At 56.0% G+C, this 17,617-nt stretch carries 13 protein-coding genes; 7 read left to right on the forward strand and 6 right to left on the reverse strand.

Annotated elements, in window-relative coordinates; genetic code table 11:
• Window positions 1–75: 75 nt before the first annotated feature.
• Window positions 76–852: a C40 family peptidase gene (locus PM3016_RS02305; RefSeq protein ID WP_014368298.1), complete on the reverse strand. Its 777-nt coding sequence runs from the start codon at window positions 850–852 to the stop codon at window positions 76–78.
• A gap of 260 nt (window positions 853–1,112) precedes the next feature.
• Between PM3016_RS02305 and PM3016_RS02310 the strand changes: the two genes are divergently transcribed.
• Window positions 1,113–2,030, forward strand: a complete 918-nt coding sequence (locus tag PM3016_RS02310; protein WP_238540421.1) for a redoxin domain-containing protein — start codon at window positions 1,113–1,115, stop codon at window positions 2,028–2,030.
• A gap of 236 nt (window positions 2,031–2,266) precedes the next feature.
• A complete protein-coding gene (locus PM3016_RS02315) occupies window positions 2,267–3,670 on the forward strand; it encodes an NAD-dependent malic enzyme (RefSeq protein WP_014368300.1) in 1,404 nt (467 codons plus the stop codon).
• 149 nt (window positions 3,671–3,819) lie between these two features.
• Here the strand turns inward: PM3016_RS02315 and PM3016_RS02320 are convergent, their stop codons facing one another.
• The 4 genes from PM3016_RS02320 to PM3016_RS02335 form a co-directional block, all read right to left on the reverse strand.
• On the reverse strand, window positions 3,820–4,134 hold the full coding sequence (locus PM3016_RS02320) for a winged helix-turn-helix transcriptional regulator (protein ID WP_014368301.1): 315 nt from the start codon (window positions 4,132–4,134) through the stop codon (window positions 3,820–3,822).
• A gap of 87 nt (window positions 4,135–4,221) precedes the next feature.
• A complete protein-coding gene (locus tag PM3016_RS02325; RefSeq protein ID WP_014368302.1) occupies window positions 4,222–5,052 on the reverse strand; it encodes an SPL family radical SAM protein in 831 nt (276 codons plus the stop codon).
• A gap of 99 nt (window positions 5,053–5,151) precedes the next feature.
• Complete coding sequence (locus PM3016_RS02330; protein ID WP_014368303.1) at window positions 5,152–5,700, reverse strand: MOSC domain-containing protein; 549 nt, start codon at window positions 5,698–5,700, stop codon at window positions 5,152–5,154.
• 150 nt (window positions 5,701–5,850) lie between these two features.
• Window positions 5,851–6,813 carry an aldolase catalytic domain-containing protein gene (locus tag PM3016_RS02335; RefSeq protein WP_013914293.1) on the reverse strand — a complete coding sequence of 321 codons (963 nt, stop codon included), beginning with the start codon at window positions 6,811–6,813 and terminating at the stop codon, window positions 5,851–5,853.
• Between the two features lie 352 nt (window positions 6,814–7,165).
• On the opposite strand from PM3016_RS02335, the gene PM3016_RS02340 reads away from it, so the two are divergent.
• On the forward strand, window positions 7,166–7,660 hold the full coding sequence (locus PM3016_RS02340) for an NUDIX hydrolase (protein ID WP_014368304.1): 495 nt from the start codon (window positions 7,166–7,168) through the stop codon (window positions 7,658–7,660).
• A 122-nt stretch (window positions 7,661–7,782) separates the two neighbouring features.
• Window positions 7,783–9,171, forward strand: coding sequence for an S-layer homology domain-containing protein (locus PM3016_RS02345; protein WP_014368305.1), 1,389 nt, complete (start codon window positions 7,783–7,785; stop codon window positions 9,169–9,171).
• A 92-nt stretch (window positions 9,172–9,263) separates the two neighbouring features.
• On the opposite strand, the gene PM3016_RS02350 is transcribed toward PM3016_RS02345, so the two are convergent.
• Window positions 9,264–9,593 carry a hypothetical protein gene (locus tag PM3016_RS02350; protein ID WP_041619018.1) on the reverse strand — a complete coding sequence of 110 codons (330 nt, stop codon included), beginning with the start codon at window positions 9,591–9,593 and terminating at the stop codon, window positions 9,264–9,266.
• A gap of 185 nt (window positions 9,594–9,778) precedes the next feature.
• Here PM3016_RS02350 and PM3016_RS02355 point away from each other — a divergent pair, with 185 nt between their 5' ends.
• The 3 genes from PM3016_RS02355 (at window position 9,779) to PM3016_RS02365 (ending at window position 17,526) form a co-directional block, all read left to right on the forward strand.
• Window positions 9,779–10,195 (forward strand): hypothetical protein, encoded by a 417-nt coding sequence (locus PM3016_RS02355; RefSeq protein ID WP_014649217.1) that lies wholly within the window; start codon window positions 9,779–9,781, stop codon window positions 10,193–10,195.
• A gap of 303 nt (window positions 10,196–10,498) precedes the next feature.
• Complete coding sequence (locus PM3016_RS02360; protein WP_013914298.1) at window positions 10,499–11,395, forward strand: cation diffusion facilitator family transporter; 897 nt, start codon at window positions 10,499–10,501, stop codon at window positions 11,393–11,395.
• Between the two features lie 503 nt (window positions 11,396–11,898).
• A complete protein-coding gene (locus PM3016_RS02365; RefSeq protein ID WP_238540422.1) occupies window positions 11,899–17,526 on the forward strand; it encodes an Ig-like domain-containing protein in 5,628 nt (1,875 codons plus the stop codon).
• Window positions 17,527–17,617: the final 91 nt, after the last annotated feature.

Consider the following 17,617-nt stretch of genomic DNA (forward strand, 5'->3'; position numbering starts at 1 on the left):
ATTCAAGTCGGTAGAGCCGGCGAACAAAAAAGCTCCAGCTGCCAAGAGGCAGCCGGAGCGGTGAAGGGCAAAGGATTAGCGCAGTGCGCTGCCGCCGAAGATAAAGCGGTGTTCCCAGTGGCGGCCGGCGATGGAGTCGATCCGAACGCCGCCGGAATCTTTGGAGTACGTGTGAAGAATTTTGCCATCGCCAAGGTAAATTCCCACGTGGGTAATCGTCTGGCCGGCTTTATTGCTCGGATAGTTCGAAGCGCTGCCTCCCTTGTAGCTCATGAAGAACATGAGATCACCAGGCTTCAGGTCATGCCAGTTCGTAGAAGTTTTGCCGATGGACTTCACGTAGTCTCCCTGGGTACGGGAGCTGCTTGGCAGGGTGACCCCGAGAGCATCCTTGAATGCTTGACGTACAAAATCAGAGCAGTCGAAGGTGTACGTGGTGGAACGGTCCGAACCATATTCATACGGTGTGCCGAGGTAGGCTTTACCTGCCGCAATGACTTTGCTTACCGCTGTGCTGGAGTATGTTACAGTGCCTGAAGAAGAAGCTGTTGTGCTCGTGCTCACAGGAACCGTACTGGTTGTGCTTACGTACCGGCTGCTTGTAGAGATATAGCCTACTTTCCCGGAAGACGTGCGGACTTTGTACCAGTAGCTGTTCACTTTGCTGAGAATCTCTACCGTCTCACCGGTGCTGACATATCCGTAGCTTGCCGCGCTGGTGTTCGGCTCACTGCGAAGGTTCACACTGCTAACGATAACGGCGCTGGCAGCTTGCGCTTCCTCCGGAATAAACGTGGTCGAGCCGAGCGTGATCGTAGTAGCAAGCAGCATCATGGTCCATTGCTTTTTCATAGTCAGTATTCCCTCCTGCGTTATCTGGTAGTTGTTGATCACGATCTGCGATCAGGCGGTACATACGAAGGTTGACATCTTGGCCGCCATCCCCCCACAATGGAAGTATGGAGTAAGAATGGGGATGGAGAATAATCATGGAAACTTGGGTCTTGGGACCTTTGGTCATATCACAATACTTGCTGGTCCTGTTCTTATCCGCTGCCGCAGGATACGGAGTGCTCCGGCTCAGGCTGCGGGGGAGCGGCATAGGCCGCCCAATGGGAGAATCAGTCCAAACCGCACTGCTGTTGTGGGTGCTGGTCTGGAAGCTGAGCATCCTTCTGTGGGAGCCGCAGAGCATTCTGGACGATCCCGTCTCCCTCCTGTATTTCAACGGCGGAGAGAAGGGGGTGTGGCTGGCCTCGATCGTGTCGGGCTTGTACATCCTCTATGCAGCCGAACGAAGACAGCTTGACCGCATCCTGTATAGCGATTCGCTGCTCCTGGCTCTTTTGGGTGGGTATGCGGCGTATGCGGCGCTGATCCTGCTTCTGGATCCACGGGAGTTTGGCAGCCGCCTGCCGTCCGTCATCGTGGTCCTGGCCGCCGCAGCACTGTGGCTTCGGTACCGGCCGGGGGGCACGCTTCAGTCACCGCTCCGGCGTGCCGCGCTTCTTGTAACAGCCTTCGCGCTCGTCTCTACCGTCACCGGCCATTTAGCTGACCGCACGACAGGGACGGACGCTGTACTGGCCGAGGTTGGAGTCGGTTTAAAGACCGGGCAGCTTGCCCCGGATTTTGAACTCGGCACCCTGGGCGGCGAGAGCGTTAAGCTCTCAAGCTACCGCGGCCGTACGGTGATCGTGAACTTCTGGGCGACCTGGTGTCCGCCCTGCCGCACGGAGATGCCGCATATGCAGGCTTATCATGCGGCGCAGCCCGAAGGCGGTCCGCTGATTCTGGCGGTCAATGCGACCTCGACGGAGGTCAGCGAACCTGTGGTGTCGAGCTGGAGTGAGACATGGAAGCTCACATTCCCGGTCCCCCTCGATAAGGAGGGTAAAGTGACGGAATTATTCGGTATTCATTCTTATCCGACTACCTACGTTATCGACAAGGACGGAATCATCCGCTACAAACAGGCCGGGCCGATGACTTTCGAGATGCTCGAGGATGCGGCGGCCAAGGCAGAGTGAAGCGCCTCTCAAACTATAAAGGCTGCGAAGGCGATCTTCAATGGAAAATGAGTCCTTCGAGGGTGGACCTGTGACCGGCCGCGCCTGGAATCCGGGAATCTTCTATAAAATTAGCTATAGGGGGTTCTGTTCTTTTTAATTGGATAAGCGTGGACGATCATGGTACCATGTGGATATATGACAGGTCATATTGAGCTGATTGGTATATCATTTTAGGTCAAAGGGTGGGATTGTGCGTGGCACAGACGAGTATTATCTTGCGTATTGAGTTGGATCATAACCACATCACGTTCGGGGACGTCGCTGCAACGATCGGCAAAGCGGGAGGGGACATTACGTCCATTGACGTCATTCGCCCAGGCAAAGATTCATCCGTCCGTGACATTACGGTGGATATTGCGGAGTCGGCGGAAGCGGCCGTAGTCGAGGCGCTGAAGTCGCACGTGGGGATCAAGCTCATCAACGTGTCGGACCGTACATTCCTCGCTCACTTGGGCGGTAAAATCAATATACAGCCGACTCTTCCGATCAAAAATCGGGACGACCTCTCCCGGGTTTATACACCGGGGGTAGCGCGTGTCTGCACATCCATTCATGAAGATCCGAAGAAAGCCTATTCGCTGACGATCAAGCGGAATACGGTAGCCGTGGTAACCGACGGTACGGCGGTACTTGGCCTTGGCGATATCGGACCGCATGCGGCAGCACCGGTGATGGAGGGGAAGGCCATGCTGTTCAAGCAGCTGGCCGGGGTCGATGCCTTCCCGATCTGCCTGGATACGAAGGACACGGAAGAGATTATCCGCACGGTGAAGTCCATTTCCCCGATCTTCGGGGGGATTAACCTGGAGGACATTTCCTCGCCGCGCTGCTTCGAGATTGAGACCCGTCTGGCCGAGGAGCTCGACATTCCGGTCTTCCACGATGACCAGCACGGTACGGCAGTGGTTGTGGTGGCAGGGCTGCTCAACGCGCTGAAGGTCGTCGGCAAGAAGATTGATAGCGTACGCATTGTGGTCAACGGGATCGGAGCGGCTGGCGTCTCCATCTGCAAAATGCTGCTGGCAGCCGGGGTAACGCGCCTTGTACCGGTCGACCGGGAAGGGGCGATCGTACGCGGCGGCAGCTACGAGCATCCGATGTGGCAGTGGCTGGCAGAGCAGCCGCAGGTGGAAGCGGAGAAAGGGACGCTGAAAGAAGTGCTCCGCGATGCCGACGTCTTTATCGGTGTATCCCGCGGCGGCCTGCTGAATGCAGACGATATCCAGACGATGGCGCCGGATCGTATCGTCTTCGCCATGGCGAATCCGGTGCCGGAGATCGATCCGGAAGAAGCCCTGCCGCATGTTCGGGTTCTCGGAACCGGACGCAGCGATTATCCGAACCAGATTAACAACGTTCTGGTCTTCCCGGGGATCTTCCGCGGGGCGCTGGATTGCCGGGCCCGCCGGATCAACGAGCCGATGAAACTGGCTGCCGCTCGCGCCATCGCATCGGTAGTGACGGAATCGGAGCTCAATGAGCATTACATTATTCCAAGCATATTTAACGAGCAGGTGGTGTCCAAGGTGCGCCGCGCGGTCATCGAAGCGGCGATCCTGACGGGAACCGCCCGCCGGACGCCGAAGGATTTTCGCTAACCCTCCTGGAGTGTACCGAGAAGAATAACCAAATAACGCCTGTCCTCTGCACACCAGTGCTGAAGGACAGGCGTTATTTTTTTAGCATACAAGAATGTATATCTCACCAGGGCTCGATGCCGGGGGCACCGGACCGAAGGCCCTAAGCTTTACTCGGGATCTACCCAGGCCTGAGACCACTGCTCCATTCCCTTCAGCACCGGCTCCAGCGCCCGTCCTTTGTCCGTTAACGAATACTCGATGCGTACCGGGGTCTCAGGGAAGACATCCCGCTTCACGATCCCCTCGGCTTCCAGATCCTTGAGCCGCTCGGAGAGCAGCCTGCCGCTGATCGGCAGGGCGGATTCCATCGTGCAGAACCGCTGCGGACCGGAGAGCAGCTGGTACATGATCAGGGCGGCCCAGCGCTTGCTCAGCAGCTTCATGCCCCTCTCCACCCTTGGGCATAAGGAGAATTGTTCCATCGTGCGACCACCTCCTCTCTATTATACCCGGGAGCGGAGGGCGTAACAATTTTACAGATCCCTCCGCAAAAAGAGCTTGACGGGTCCTCACGGCAGAAACCCTTCCTGGCTTATACGGATGCTTTCCTCGGGGAAACGGGTCTTCAGGGTCTCGATGACCCGGAGATAGGCGTCGGGGCGGTTCCATTCCTCCAGCTGAAGGGCTTCATAGAGCTTGTGGAGGCCCAGGCGCTGCGTCCGCTTTCCCTGGCTTCCGTCGCCCATGAAGACATCATCGACGCATAAGCGGGTGACGCCGGTGGAGGCCAGCACGTCCGCCAGGCGGGGCGAGCTCGGCAGCACGGGAGAGACCGCGGCTTGAGCGGGAATACCGGCGGCCACCAGCTCCTTCAGCGCCTTCAGGCGGGCGGCCAGGGGAGGAGCAGAGGGTGTGAAGGCCCGGCGTACGGGCTCCAGATCCGTCTCGATCGTCAGGGATACACGGACACGGGAGCCGAGACTGCGCAGCAGATCCAGGTCTCTGGTGACCAGGGGGCTGCGGGTCTGTACGAGCAGAAACGCGGGGTTATCCGAGGCGGCCATGACTTCCAGCAGGGAGCGGGTCAGGCCCGTCCGGTATTCCACAGGCTGGTACGGATCAGTACTCGAAGACATGAAGATCTGCAGGGGGCCTTTGCGGCCGGCGAGTCTAAGCTCCCGTTCAAGCCGTTCGGCGGCCTCCAGCTTGATATGGACCCAGGAACCCCAGGCTTCGCCCCGGAACTTGCCTACCGGCATCTCCCGCACGTAACAGTAGGAACAGGCGAAGGTACAGCCTCCGTACGGATTGAGCGTGTGCGTGTAGCCCTTGAGATAGCCTGAAGCCGGATTCAGGAGCCGGGAGGGAACTGAGGAAGTGATCGTGATGGAAGGCTTCATGTGCGGTAGAGCCTCCTTGTAGTGCAGGATAAGCTGCTTTACTTCGGAAGAACGGGTGCTGCGGAAGAGGATCCCTTCCGTGACGGCGTGGCTTCGTCCTTACGGAAGAAAGATCCGGACGGTGTCCCCCTCGCGGATTCGCCCCTCTCGTTCCACCGAGCAGACAATCCCCCGGCGGTGCTTGGCTGCTTTGACGAACCGGCCGGCGAGGTCGGGGAGCTGCAGGGCCTCTGCGATCTCCTTGCCTGGGCCTTTACACGGCGGATTCTCGCCTTCACCGATCAGCCCGCAGGCCTCTGGGAACAGCAGACGTGAGCCCACGGGCAGCGAGGTGAGCTGCGGATAGCCTTCGAGCAGCAGATTGGCTCCGAGCCATTCCGGCCTTACCTCCGGGATGCCCATCGCTCCGGCGATCAGGTCACACTCTTCCGCGGAAACGATGGAGATCTGACGCCGGTTGGCGATAAGCGTCCCCCGGGGATAGAAGGACTGCCGGCTGTCGGCTTTGCGGAAGAGCCCATAGTGACGGTCACCGGGGATCCCGCCGAGCTCTATCGCGAGCTCCGGCTCCCGTGAGGTAACGAAGCTCTTCGGCTGCCTGGCAGCCAGGACGGCGGCTACCCGGGCTTCATAGCAGGTTCGGGCCATTGGGGCAGGCCTCCTTATCAATTGGTTTGGTATTAGCGGAGGGACCGACAAGAAAACCCGGATGCCTGGGTCCGGGAATCGGGCCGAGGTACCGGGTTTATCGTGTTGATCCGCAGTGCAGGGGGGTCCCCGGCAGTCTGCAGAATAGAATTAGTCAGCTGCGCCGGCAGGCATCACTTCAGGCGAGGTCAGCTTGTCGTAGAACTCGGTGTACTTGTCCTTGTCTTCGCCGGCACGGGCCGCCATGGCTGCGCGCGGGTGGTCGTTCAGTACGCCTGCGATCATGTACGGGATGATGTAGCCCCACTCCCACTTCTCGCGCATCGAGACCATGTGCTTCTCGATAATGCCGAGAACCGGACGCAGATCGTACTTCGGATTCTTGAGGTGGCTGACGAGCAGCTCGGTCGGGCAGTTCCCTGCCGCACGGCCCATGCCGTATACGGACGTATCGAGGAACTCTACGCCTTTTGCAGCGCCCATAATCGTGTTGGAGAAGGCGAGCTGCTGGTTGTTGTGCATATGCAGGCCGAGCTTCTTGTTAGGGAGCAGGCGCTGGAATTTCGATACGAGGTAATCGACATCCTTGTAGTCCATGCTGCCGTAAGAGTCGACGATGTAAACGACATCGACCGGACTCTTCGCGATCTCTTCGAACGCTTCGTTAAGATCGTTCTCCATGACGTGGGAGAGGGCCATGATGTTGATCGTCGTCTCGTAGCCGAAATCGTGGAACTTCTGGACGAGATCGAGGGCCTTGTCCACATCTTTAATGTAGCAGGCTACGCGGATCAGATCGAGCAGGCTCTGTTCGCGCGGAAGGATGTCCTTCTCGTCGACGCGTCCGATATCCACGAGGGCGGACAGCTTCGTATCCGTCTTCTGCGGAAGGACTTCCTTCAGGAAGTCCTCGTTCAGGAAGCGCCATGGACCTGCCTCCGCGCCCTTGAGCAGCTTCGCCGAGTTCTTATATCCGATTTCCATATATTCGACGCCGGCTTCGCTCAGTCCGTAGTACATGTCCTTAACGAATTGGACGCTGAAGTCCCAGTTGTTGACGAGTCCGCCGTCGCGGATCGTGCAGTCCAGAATTTTATGATGGTCTCTGGTCATGATCATAGGCTCCTCTCCCGAGTCGGGCTGTTCGCTTTCAAGCTTTTATGCTTTTAAGCGGTAAAGTATTTGTATTAATTTCTATTTTTACACATCCGTTTTCCACTTGTCAATGATAACAAATTCCAGTAGGTGAATCAAACAAGATAAACGGCTTACCTGTCCTTTTAGGACAATGCGCGTTTATAACAAATATAAGATGACAGGATCAAGCTCCGGCGAGATATAAATTTGAATATTTCGAAAAAGGGGGCTTCAAGTCGAATGGGGGAAGGATTTGACGGAAGGGGCGTGGAAGATAGTATGGACCATACAAAGAATTGGAAAAAACAGACTGCGGGAGGGATGCCCTGTGCTCGAATATAATGTTGCTTTCCTTCGCAGGGGAGATCTTCTCCTTATGCTTAACCGGAGCAAGCCGCCTCTTCTCGGCTTATGGAACGGTGTCGGCGGGAAGCTGGAGCCGGGCGAAAGCCCCCTGGAGAGCGTCCTGCGCGAGATCGGGGAAGAAACAGGACTGGCCTTAAAGGAGGATGCCATCCGTTTTGGAGGCATTGTAACCTGGGAGATCGACGGCCGGATGGCCGGCGGCATGTACGCGTACACGGCGGACGCCGGTTCGGGGGATCTCGGCGGCTTGCCCCGTGAGACGGCGGACGGCATTCTGGCTTGGAAACCGGCGGCCTGGGTGCTGAATCCGGAGAACCGCGGCGTGGCCGGGCACGTCCAATACTTTTTGCCGCCCATGCTAGAGAAGTCTCCTGCTGCAGAGTACCGGTGCCTCTTTCGGGAGGGCCAGCTGCTGACCTGTGAGTGCCTGCCGCTGGATCTGTCTCTTTATACCTAGGCCGGCAGGCGAACTCTTGGGAAAATTGGGGAAAAGGGTCGTTGTACGGAGGAACGGCGATGTGGTATAGTTTTCCTTAAAATGATACATAATGTAGCAATATTCGGGAGGAATCATTGTTGATGAGACGAATCGCTTCGCTTACGCTCACATCGCTGCTCATGCTCAGCCTGTCCCCGCTCCTTGCGCACGGTGCCGAGCCCGCCAAACCGAAGGGAAGTGCATCCCCCGCCGTTTCCGTACTGACGGACACGTATGGGGGCGTCCGAATGGAGGTGCAGCCGGGGGAGGTCAAAAAGGAGACTCCGAAGGACGGCCGGCCGGAGAACAAGGTTATCCTTGACCGTACCAAGCTGAAGGAAGCCTTCGGCCGGCTCAAGGATCAGGCGGCGGGGCAGCCGGCGGTGACCGCTGTGATTCCTTCGACGGAGAGTACGGTCAAGATCCATATTGCGGACGCCGTCCTGGATGAAGCACGTCAGACCGTGCCAGGCGCTTATCTCCTACTGCAGCTGCCGGAAGTCAGCTACAAGCTGCCTGTCGGGTTCTCCGCCAAAGCGGCGGAGGAGCTGAAGGTGCCGCCGGCTAACGTGACGGTGATCGTCACGATCAAGTCGATGCCGGACTCGGCTCTCGGGACGGCGAGGGAGCGGCTGAAGGCTGCGGGAGCTTCGGAGATCCTGCCTGCACCTGTCGACTTCAAGATTACCGGCCAGCGGACGAACGGCCAGACGGTGGATCTGACGCGCGTAGGCTCCGCTTATGTGCAGAGGGTGCTCACCCTCCCTGCATCCGTGGATCCTTCCACAGTGACGGCCGTGACTTACGCCAATGGAGAGATTTCGTTCGTTCCCGCCCTGTTCAACTATAACCAGGCGACCGTACTGTCCCCTGGAGGCGGCTGGTTCACCATCGTATCGAGCAGCAAGGAATTCACGGATACAGCCGGACACTGGGCGGAAGCGGACATCCGCCTGCTGGCTTCGAAGCTGCTGGTCAAAGGCACCTCAGCCTCCGAGTTCTCGCCGGACAAACCGGTGACGCGGGCGGAGTTCGCAGCGATGCTCACACGTGCGCTGGGGCTGCCCGATAACCGCGGGGCCTCGGCCAAGTACAGCGATGTCGGCAAATATACCTGGTTTGCCGGCCCGGTGGGCGCCGCTTCGGCCGCCGGCCTGGTGGACGGCTACGATGACGGGACCTTCAAGCCGAATGCCCGGATTTCCCGCGAGCAGATGGCGGTGATGCTGACCAAGGCGCGGGCCTATGGCAGCGGGCTGCAGGGCCTGCCGAAGACGGTGGATCTCTCAGCTGTATCGATTCCTGTTTTTGAGGATGGAGCCAAGATCGCATCGTGGGCCTCGGAGCCGGTCACCGAAGTGCTTGCAGTCGGACTGATGGAGGGCGTGACCCCGGAGAAGTTCGCGCCGAAGGAGAATGCGACCCGTGCCCAGGCGGTCGTGCTGCTGAAACGCCTGCTCGTCAGCTTGAAGCTGGTCAACCCGGTGTAGCGTTTGGAAGCCCGGATTCAGCGGATGTCACTTAAAGAAAGAAGCTCTTTCCTATGGCGGAAAGAGCTTCTTTGGTATGCCGGGCGCATCGGTCAGCGGAGGAGGGTGGCGCCGCCGATCAGGGGCAGAGGCTTCGTCAGGCCGTTGATCGCATTCAGAATGCCGATGAGCATCAGCACCAGCAGTGCCAGATTGGCCACCGGCAGGAGCAGCAGACCGAGGAGCGGGATGAGCCCCAGCACCAGGTTGGCCCCTATGGCCGTAAGCAGCAGCAGAAGCCCCTGATTGGCATGGTACATGGCGTATCGGGAGTCCCTTGCCGCCAGCAGCGGCAGGAAGAAGAGAAGATAGGAAGCGGCGGCAATCCATTTGTTCGCTTGAACATCGTCCGGGTGGGGAGAAGGCATGGGATCGGTGCTCACGGGAATCACCTCTTTCATGAATTTACACAGTATCGGCGCAGGTGGGTGGTCGTAATTTGGTGTATACCATCCTATGTCAGCGGAAGGCCCGGTATGTATGCCGGACAGGAATAAGCTTCCTCCCGCAGGGTAAAGCTATATGGGAAACGATCCCTGATCAAGTGAGCGGAAAGGAAGCGATGGGCATGAACAGCGCACCGATAACCTTCGAATTCGAAAGCCGCAAAGCGGCCCTGCTGGCAATGGATACCATGGAGGAGCTCGGTTACCGGACTGCCCTTCATGACGAGCCGCAGAAACCGCTGCTGCATGTTATTGTGGACAAGGGCGATATCACATCGGCCCTGGAAATTGCCGAGGCCCATGGAGGAAGGCTCATCGAAACGGCGGACTTTCCGAACGAGCCGGCGGTATTTGCCATGGCCTATGATCCCGACGGGGGCATTATCATTCCGGCGCATCTGGTAGGCCCAGACGAAGTCGACATCTCCGCAGCCGCATACGGCGGCGGTCCCGGCAGTGCATATACTAATGAGGATGACGATACCTTCGACCCTTCCCGCGAAGATTACAACGGATTCGATGCGGGCATCCATCTATAAAAGGCAGGGGCCGGGGCAGCTCCGGCCCGATGACGGCGGATTCTCCGGATCCAGGCGGACCGCTGTTTTTGCTGTGAGTTCACGGATAGGGATAGGGGCCTGCAAAACTCTCATCTGGTGAAGGAAGAGTCCATGATTATTGGACAGGGCCTACAAGATTTGAGCGGGTGAACAATGTTGCACGGGACCTATTTTTATTAACGCGGAAAACACTGTTTCTCTAGACCCACACGTTTTGCGTTTGTTATGATGGGTGGGACTTTGAGGCGGACGAACGCCGCAGAACGATGGAGGGACACCGCTGTGGAAACCTATGATTCTTTGAAAGAAGGCGAGAGGGGCGCATGGGTCAGCATTGCCGCTTATATTCTCTTGTCCATTTTCAAAATCAGCATGGGCTATATGACCGGTTCTGAAGCTCTCACGGCGGATGGAATCAACAATACGACGGACATTATTGTATCGGTGGCCGTACTCGCCGGACTGCGGATTTCCCGTAAGCCCCCGGACGAGGACCACCGCTATGGACATATGCGGGCGGAGACGATCGCTTCGCTCGTGGCATCCTTTATTATGGCGCTTGCCGGGCTGCAGGTGATGATCCAGGCGGGCCGCAGCTTCCTTAACGGCCAGCATGAGGCTCCGGATCTGCTGGCGGCCTGGATCGCGCTCGGGTGTGCCGCTATCATGTGGGGCGTGTACACCTATAACCGCAGACTGGCGAAACGCATCAACAACCAGTCGCTGATGGCTGCAGCTTATGATAACCGGTCGGATGCCCTCGTCAGCGTGGGGGCCGCGGCCGGGATTATCGGTGCCCGGTTCGGCTTCCCGGTGCTGGATGCGGTAGCCGCCCTGGCTGTAGGCGTGGTCATCCTGAAGACCGCCTGGGAAGTCTTCTCAGACGCATCGCATGCGCTGACCGACGGATTCGATGACCAGAAGCTGGAGGTCTTCCAGCAGACCGTTGAGTCCACCCCGGGCGTGAAGCGGATCAAAGACATCCGCGCCCGCGTTCACGGCAGCCATGTGCTGCTTGATGTGGTCGTAGAGGTCAGTGCGGAGCTGTCGGTGGGCGAGAGCCACGATATCAGCGACGAGATCGAAAGGCGCATGGCGGACGAGCATCACATCAGCAATGTGCATGTGCATATCGAGCCGTATTCCGACTCAGAGCGGGAACGGCAGCAGATGACCTAGAAGAACTGTCCCTTGAGAAGGGACAGTTTTTTTCTTACTAATAATGGATTTGTTCGACAAAATTCGCATAAATCGGCCTTTTTCTAAAGGAAACTTAAGAATATTTTGTCAAAAAAGCAGGTAACAAATGGTCAATATCATTATATAATCAAGGACGGAACACAAAAATTGGTACTATAGTCGTTCCATCCCGCTGTTGGCGGTAGGAAAACCGGAGTACCGATGTTCTTTGATAACATCATATAATAGAGGAGAAACAGGACAGAATGACTAATTCTACCAAGTCAACTCAAGTTGACATGGCGGCTAGGATGTACCGGAATTTCCGGCAGTCCACTGCAATGGTCAGCAAGACGGTCGTTACGTGTATGCTGGGTACTACGCTGCTGACGGCTGCTCTGGGTGCTGCAGATTCAGCCTATGCCGCACTGCCGGCAGAGGGTGCTGCGCTGCCTTTATCCGGTGCGGTGTATGGAAGCGGTGGACAAGGTGCAGCTTCTCCATTGACCGATCTGGACGGCTCATATGCGAAGAAGGAGATACTGGCGCTTGCCGAGGCCGGCGTGGTTTCCGGTTATGAGGATGGGACATTCGCTCCGACCCAAGGTATGACCCGGGCGGAAATGGCCAAAATCATTGCGAAAGCCATGGGCTTGGCGGAAGATCCATCCTACGCGGAGAAGTTCACCGATATTGCCGCTGACAGCTGGTATAAGGGATATGTGGGCGCCCTCTTGAAGGCAGGCATTACGCAGGGAACGTCCGAGACAGCTTTTAGTCCGGACAGCTCGGTTACCCGGGAAGAGCTTGTCGTCTTTTTTGTCAGGGCTTTCGGGCTTGAGAAGGCTGCAGAGGCCTATGACGGTCCAAGTGTCTTCACCGATCAAGCGTCGATTTCCCCTTGGGCGCTGCCGCATGTTCACTTGGCTTACGGCATGGGCTTTATCGGAGGAGTCGCGAGCAGCGACGGAACTCTTCGGTTTGATCCCCGTGTTCAGGCGGAGCGGCAGGCCTTGGCCCGCCTGGCCTACGAGTACATTGGCAAGAAGCAGGATTATGTAGCCAAGGCAAAGGAATTGGTCGCTGCAGGGCAGCAGCCGGGCAAAGATGCGCCGAAGGCAGAGGATCCTGCTCCCGTCAGCACGGCATCTGCAGGTGGAAGCGCCGCTGCAGGTGGTGGCGGAGGCGGAGGCGGCAGCTCGTCATCGAAGAAAACGGAGAGGGCTCTGGAGCAGGCACTCGCTTCACTGGCCATCGGCTTTGCGTCGGGGGACAGCGAGCAGAACGTCAGAAATCCGATTGCACTTCCCGCGACGGTTGTGTACAAAGAGAACGGCTCCAAGGACAAAACGGTGCCGGTAAGCTGGACCTCCAGCAATCAGGACATCGTCGGAGCGGACGGTATGGTGAATCGTCCGGCAGCGGGTCAGCCGGATGTTCAGGTGGTGCTGACCGCATCGGTGCAGAAGGGAAGCAGCAAGGCCTCCCGGAACTATGAACTGACGGTTAAAGCATTGACTTCGCCGGTACCGGATCCTGATCCGCAGCCGGATCCAGATCCTAAGCCCGATCCCCAGCCGACGGGGTTGATCCGTTCTATCAGCGGAGTCCATACGGAGGAAACAAGGGCTGCCGAAGGGCTGCAGTTGGTGGAGTTCCAGGTGGAGCTTTCCAAGCAGGTGGAAGAGGCCTCGGAAATACCACACACCATTATGCTGGGAGACGACACCTTCCAAGTGCTTGTTTGGCAGGAGGGTGAGCAGCGCCAGCAGATTCCTATTTCCTTCCTCGATGTATATAACAGAGAGGGAACTTCCGTTATCGTGCGGCTTCACGAAGAGAATAATGTCGGACCTGCAGTACAGTACGGGCAAAAGTATACGGTTGAGCTTCGTGCGGGTAACGGAGAAGTTGCGGGTTCAAAGTTCTTCCAGATTGGTCTGCAGCCTACAGAAGTCAAGGTGGAAGATCACGACGAAACCCCTGGTGTGGACGGGAGAGATTTCTCGGTTACCTGGAGTCCCTCGGCTTGGGAGGAGGCTGAACTGCAGCAGGTCTATATCCTTCCGGTGGAAACCGAACTGGACCGCAGCAAGCACAGAGCCGTTGCTGAGTTCAGGGACCGGACTTCGCATTCCTGGACCGGGAGTGTGAATACCGCAGACAGTGCCGGACAAGCTTTAGCTCTGAAGGAGTATGCCATTGTTGTCGTTTCCTCTACTGCGGATGCGGAATCTTCAGAGGCTGTTACTTTTGTGCCTGACGGGATTATCACCGCACAGCCTGCCGTCGAGACAAAGGTTTATAATAACGGTGGTGAACTGTTAGGTCGAGGTGAACCCAATACGTTCGTTTATCTTAAAGATAACCGAGGACGTTTGGTGGGGGACGCCAAGGCTGATGGGTCAGGCAGATTTAAAATCCTACTTCCTACTTTCTTTATGGGAGAGGAAGGAGCGGTGCTAACCGTATCGGCCAAGAGCGCAGGAAAGCTTGAAAGTACGGGGGTATCCGTTCCTGTGGTAGCCGGTACTAAATCGGTGATCTCGGGGCTTCAAGCGCAGATCTATGAAGACGGAGGGGCGATTCACATCCCCCGGGAATTCAGGGGAAGTGTGAGAGTTTCTGCCGGTGACGGTACGGTATTGGCGGAAGAGTTTATTTACGATTATGAATACAGCCCTTTTACTATTATGCTGAACCAACCATGGCAGACAGCTAAGCTGAATGCAGGGGAAAGGATTGCCGTCAGAGTACAGGAATACCGCAAAAGTCCTAGTGATCCTGTGTACTTTGAAGTCAAGCCGCTCGAGGGGGTGACAAACAAGCCGGTTGTCACAGGCACCGTATATAATGCTCTGAGCCGGATTGAGCTGGAGGTGGAAGATTACTCTGCAGCGATCTCCCTTAGACGCAGTAACGGTTCCCTGCTTTGGCATGGATTTAGGGGAGGGTACGATTCCCTGTCAATTAATGGCCTGCTGTTGATCCCTGGAGAACATATCTCTCTTACAGCGGATGAGTTTGGCAAGGCAGAAAGTGAACCGGTTATTCTTGAGGTAATGACGGGTGAACGAACCAAGCTCGATTCGGTTACTGGGATTGTTTATGAAGACGGTGGAACCTTTACCGGATCTTTTTCCTCGGATTCGGAAGTAACCTACAGAGTGAAAAAGTGGGATGGCACCTTTGTAACGGCTGTCACGAACGTCAGCGGTCCGGACACTTCCTCGGCAAACTTTAAGGGGACCTACACAGTAGGGGAACAAGTATTTGTTACCGCACGTTCTAAAGGCCAACAGGCAAGTAAAGAACTGGCGCTTATCGTGCAGAAAGGTTCCGATACGAAAACCGCCGTGCCTGTAGTTGACAATGTTTATGGCACTGCATATGAGGTCAGCGGCATGGCTGAACCGAATGCTTACGTCAAAGTAACCCGACCTGACGGAACGATCTTTGAAGGATTTGCTTCCATACATGGATACTTCTACATTCCTTTGAATGATGCATTGGCCGTGGCCGGCGAGACCTTGAAAGTTACTGCAGATGCTCCAGGGAAGCTGGAGAGCGATATTCAAGAAATTACAGTTCTAAACGCGCTTCAGACTCCGGTGCCGACAGTGACCGTATCTGTATACAATGGCGTGGTGAGCAAGCTGCACGTAGTCAGCAAGCCGAATGCTTTTGTATGGGTTATAGATGAAAATGGCAGCCAGGTTGCAGGAAATATGGCGGATGGCAATGGGATATCGGATATCGTATTGGGTGAATATCCGTCCGGCAATAAGCTGTATGTAAAAGCCTTGTATTACGGCTGGGAGGAAAGCGCTCCATATGTCGTGGATCGTGGAGTTACGACCCCATCTTCCAAGCCAAGTGTAACCGGAGTGGTATATACGGACGGTTATCTCTTGGAGGGAACAGCCGGGCCGAATTCCTGGACTCAGCTTTTCAGCGGAGGAACCTCCATTGGAGAAACCATTTCCGACCAGGAGGGCAGATTCGAGCTTGGACATAACGGCAATGACTGGTTGTACGCTGGTGAAGTGGTTCAGGTTACCTCTCAAGAGCCTTATAGATCCGTTAGTCCACCGGTTGAATTCGTTGTGCAGCCGGAACAAGGAAAAACAGAGGCTCCAACGGTAATTGGAGATGTGTATGAGAACACGAATTGGCTAAGTGTCCAGACGGTACGTGGCGCTCTTGTTATCCTTCGGGACAACGAGGGCAAAGTGATTTCCCAGAATTACGCTGATTTTGAGGGCCGAGCAGACTTAAGATTCTATCCGTGGATTCGCCAAGGAAATACATTCAAGCTTACCTCTGATGCAATTGGCCGTACAGTGAGTGATGCGGTAGTTGTGAACGTGATCCCACCTCCGCCGACAACAAAGCCATATGCGGTAACCTCTGCAGTTTATGTAGACGGAGGCGAGGTTCGCGGTTATACGGAAGCTTACGCAGCAGTAGAGTTGAAACGAACGGATGGCTCGGTGATTGCCCGAGGATCTGCGTCATATGACGGTTCGTTCTTCCTTCGTACCCAACCGCTTCAGTTGGCAAACGGGGAGATCTTGGCCCTCATTGCCAAGGCTTGGGATAAGAGTGTGAGTGAAGCTTACAGTGTTACAGTGCAAGGCATTGTTTATGGTCAAACGGCGCAGCCTTCGGTTAGCGGGGCAGTGTATGAGACGGTTGGTAACCTGCGCATTGAGGCTGGTCCACGACAGTGGGTTCGTGCTTACTCGGAGTCAGAGGGACAGTTATTTTGGGAGTGGACTGGGGATTATCCCTACTGGTACCGTTACATTAACTTAACTAATCAGAAGGTAGGGACGAAGGTGTACGTGTACGCTGACGCTTTTGGCCAGACGGAAAGTGAACCCGTCGTTTACACAGTGCAACCTTCACCGCAAACGGCCAAGCCTTCGGTAATAGGAAGCGTTTATGCAACGAGCAACTCGATTACCGTAAGTTTGTCGGATTACCCTGGAGACAGTACCTACATTCGAATCAAACGGGCAGATGGACAATTGGTTGCATCAAATTGGGCCTACTCATCTACTGCGCAGCTTTCTCCCTGGCACACATTAATTGAGGGTGAAATCCTGTATGTTACAGCACAGGACACTTTTAAGAAGGAAAGCGATCCTTTCCTGGTGACGGTACAAGCGGCGCCCATGACAGTTACACCGTCCGTATATGGTTCTGTGTATGAAGACGGTGGAGTGATTACCGGAACGGCGGCAAAGTACGCCTCTGTACGTGTCTTTACCGGGGATAACTCTTATATTACTACGGGGTATGCCGATTACTGGGGTTCCTACCGCATTGATTTGACTTCCTACACCTTCAATCCAGGTGCTGTCCTTTGGGTAGAAGCACAGGCATCCGGCTATAAGCCAAGCTACAGGGTTTACCTGAATGTCCTTCCGGTTGCGGGACAAACCGCTGCACCGACTGTGAATGGAACCGTGTACCAATCCGATTCGTATGCACTCAGCGGGTATGCAGCTCCTTACTCCAAGATTACGGTTACCCGGGAAGACGGAGCTTCCTTTACCGCCTGGTCTGGGGAGTACGGAAACTTCTGGGCTTACTATCCAAGCTCCTACAACTGGCTCCATGGCGCAAGTGAACTTAAGATTACAGCCGATACGTACGGTAAGCTGGTCAGCGAGCCATTGATTGTTCCGGTTGTATCGAAGAAGACACCTGCTCCAGGAGTAGCGGTAAGTGTTTACGGCTCGACTTACACCCTGTCGGGGTATATGCATCAGTTAACAATTCTGCGGATAAGTGACGGTTATGGCTTGGATTTGACGTCCGTGGAAGTTGGCAGCTTTACATGGGATATTCCAGCCTATATGATCCAAGGAAATCGTTTAATGCTGACAGGTCAATGGAACAACTACTCCGTCAGCGACGTGGTCTATCTGACACTTCCATACAACAGTTCCGCTGTCGGTGGAAATGTGTATGGTGGCGGCAGCTCTGTAAGCGGGTCGGTGTACGGGTTCTCGACAGGAGGAAGCACGGCTTCCTCTACGAGCAGCCCGGCTCCTGCCGATGCAGCTTATCAAGCGTTCGCAGCAGCGGCGGCTGTGCTTCCGCAAAGAAGAGCGGCTTAATCCGCAACGCAGCATCGTAAAGCCTTAAACAATCAACACCCAAAAGGGCCCCGAGCTCAGCAGTTCAAACTGCCGAGCCCGGGGCCCTTTT

The organism is Paenibacillus mucilaginosus 3016, from assembly GCF_000250655.1.
GTDB classification, from domain to species: Bacteria; Bacillota; Bacilli; order Paenibacillales; family NBRC-103111; genus Paenibacillus_G; species Paenibacillus_G mucilaginosus.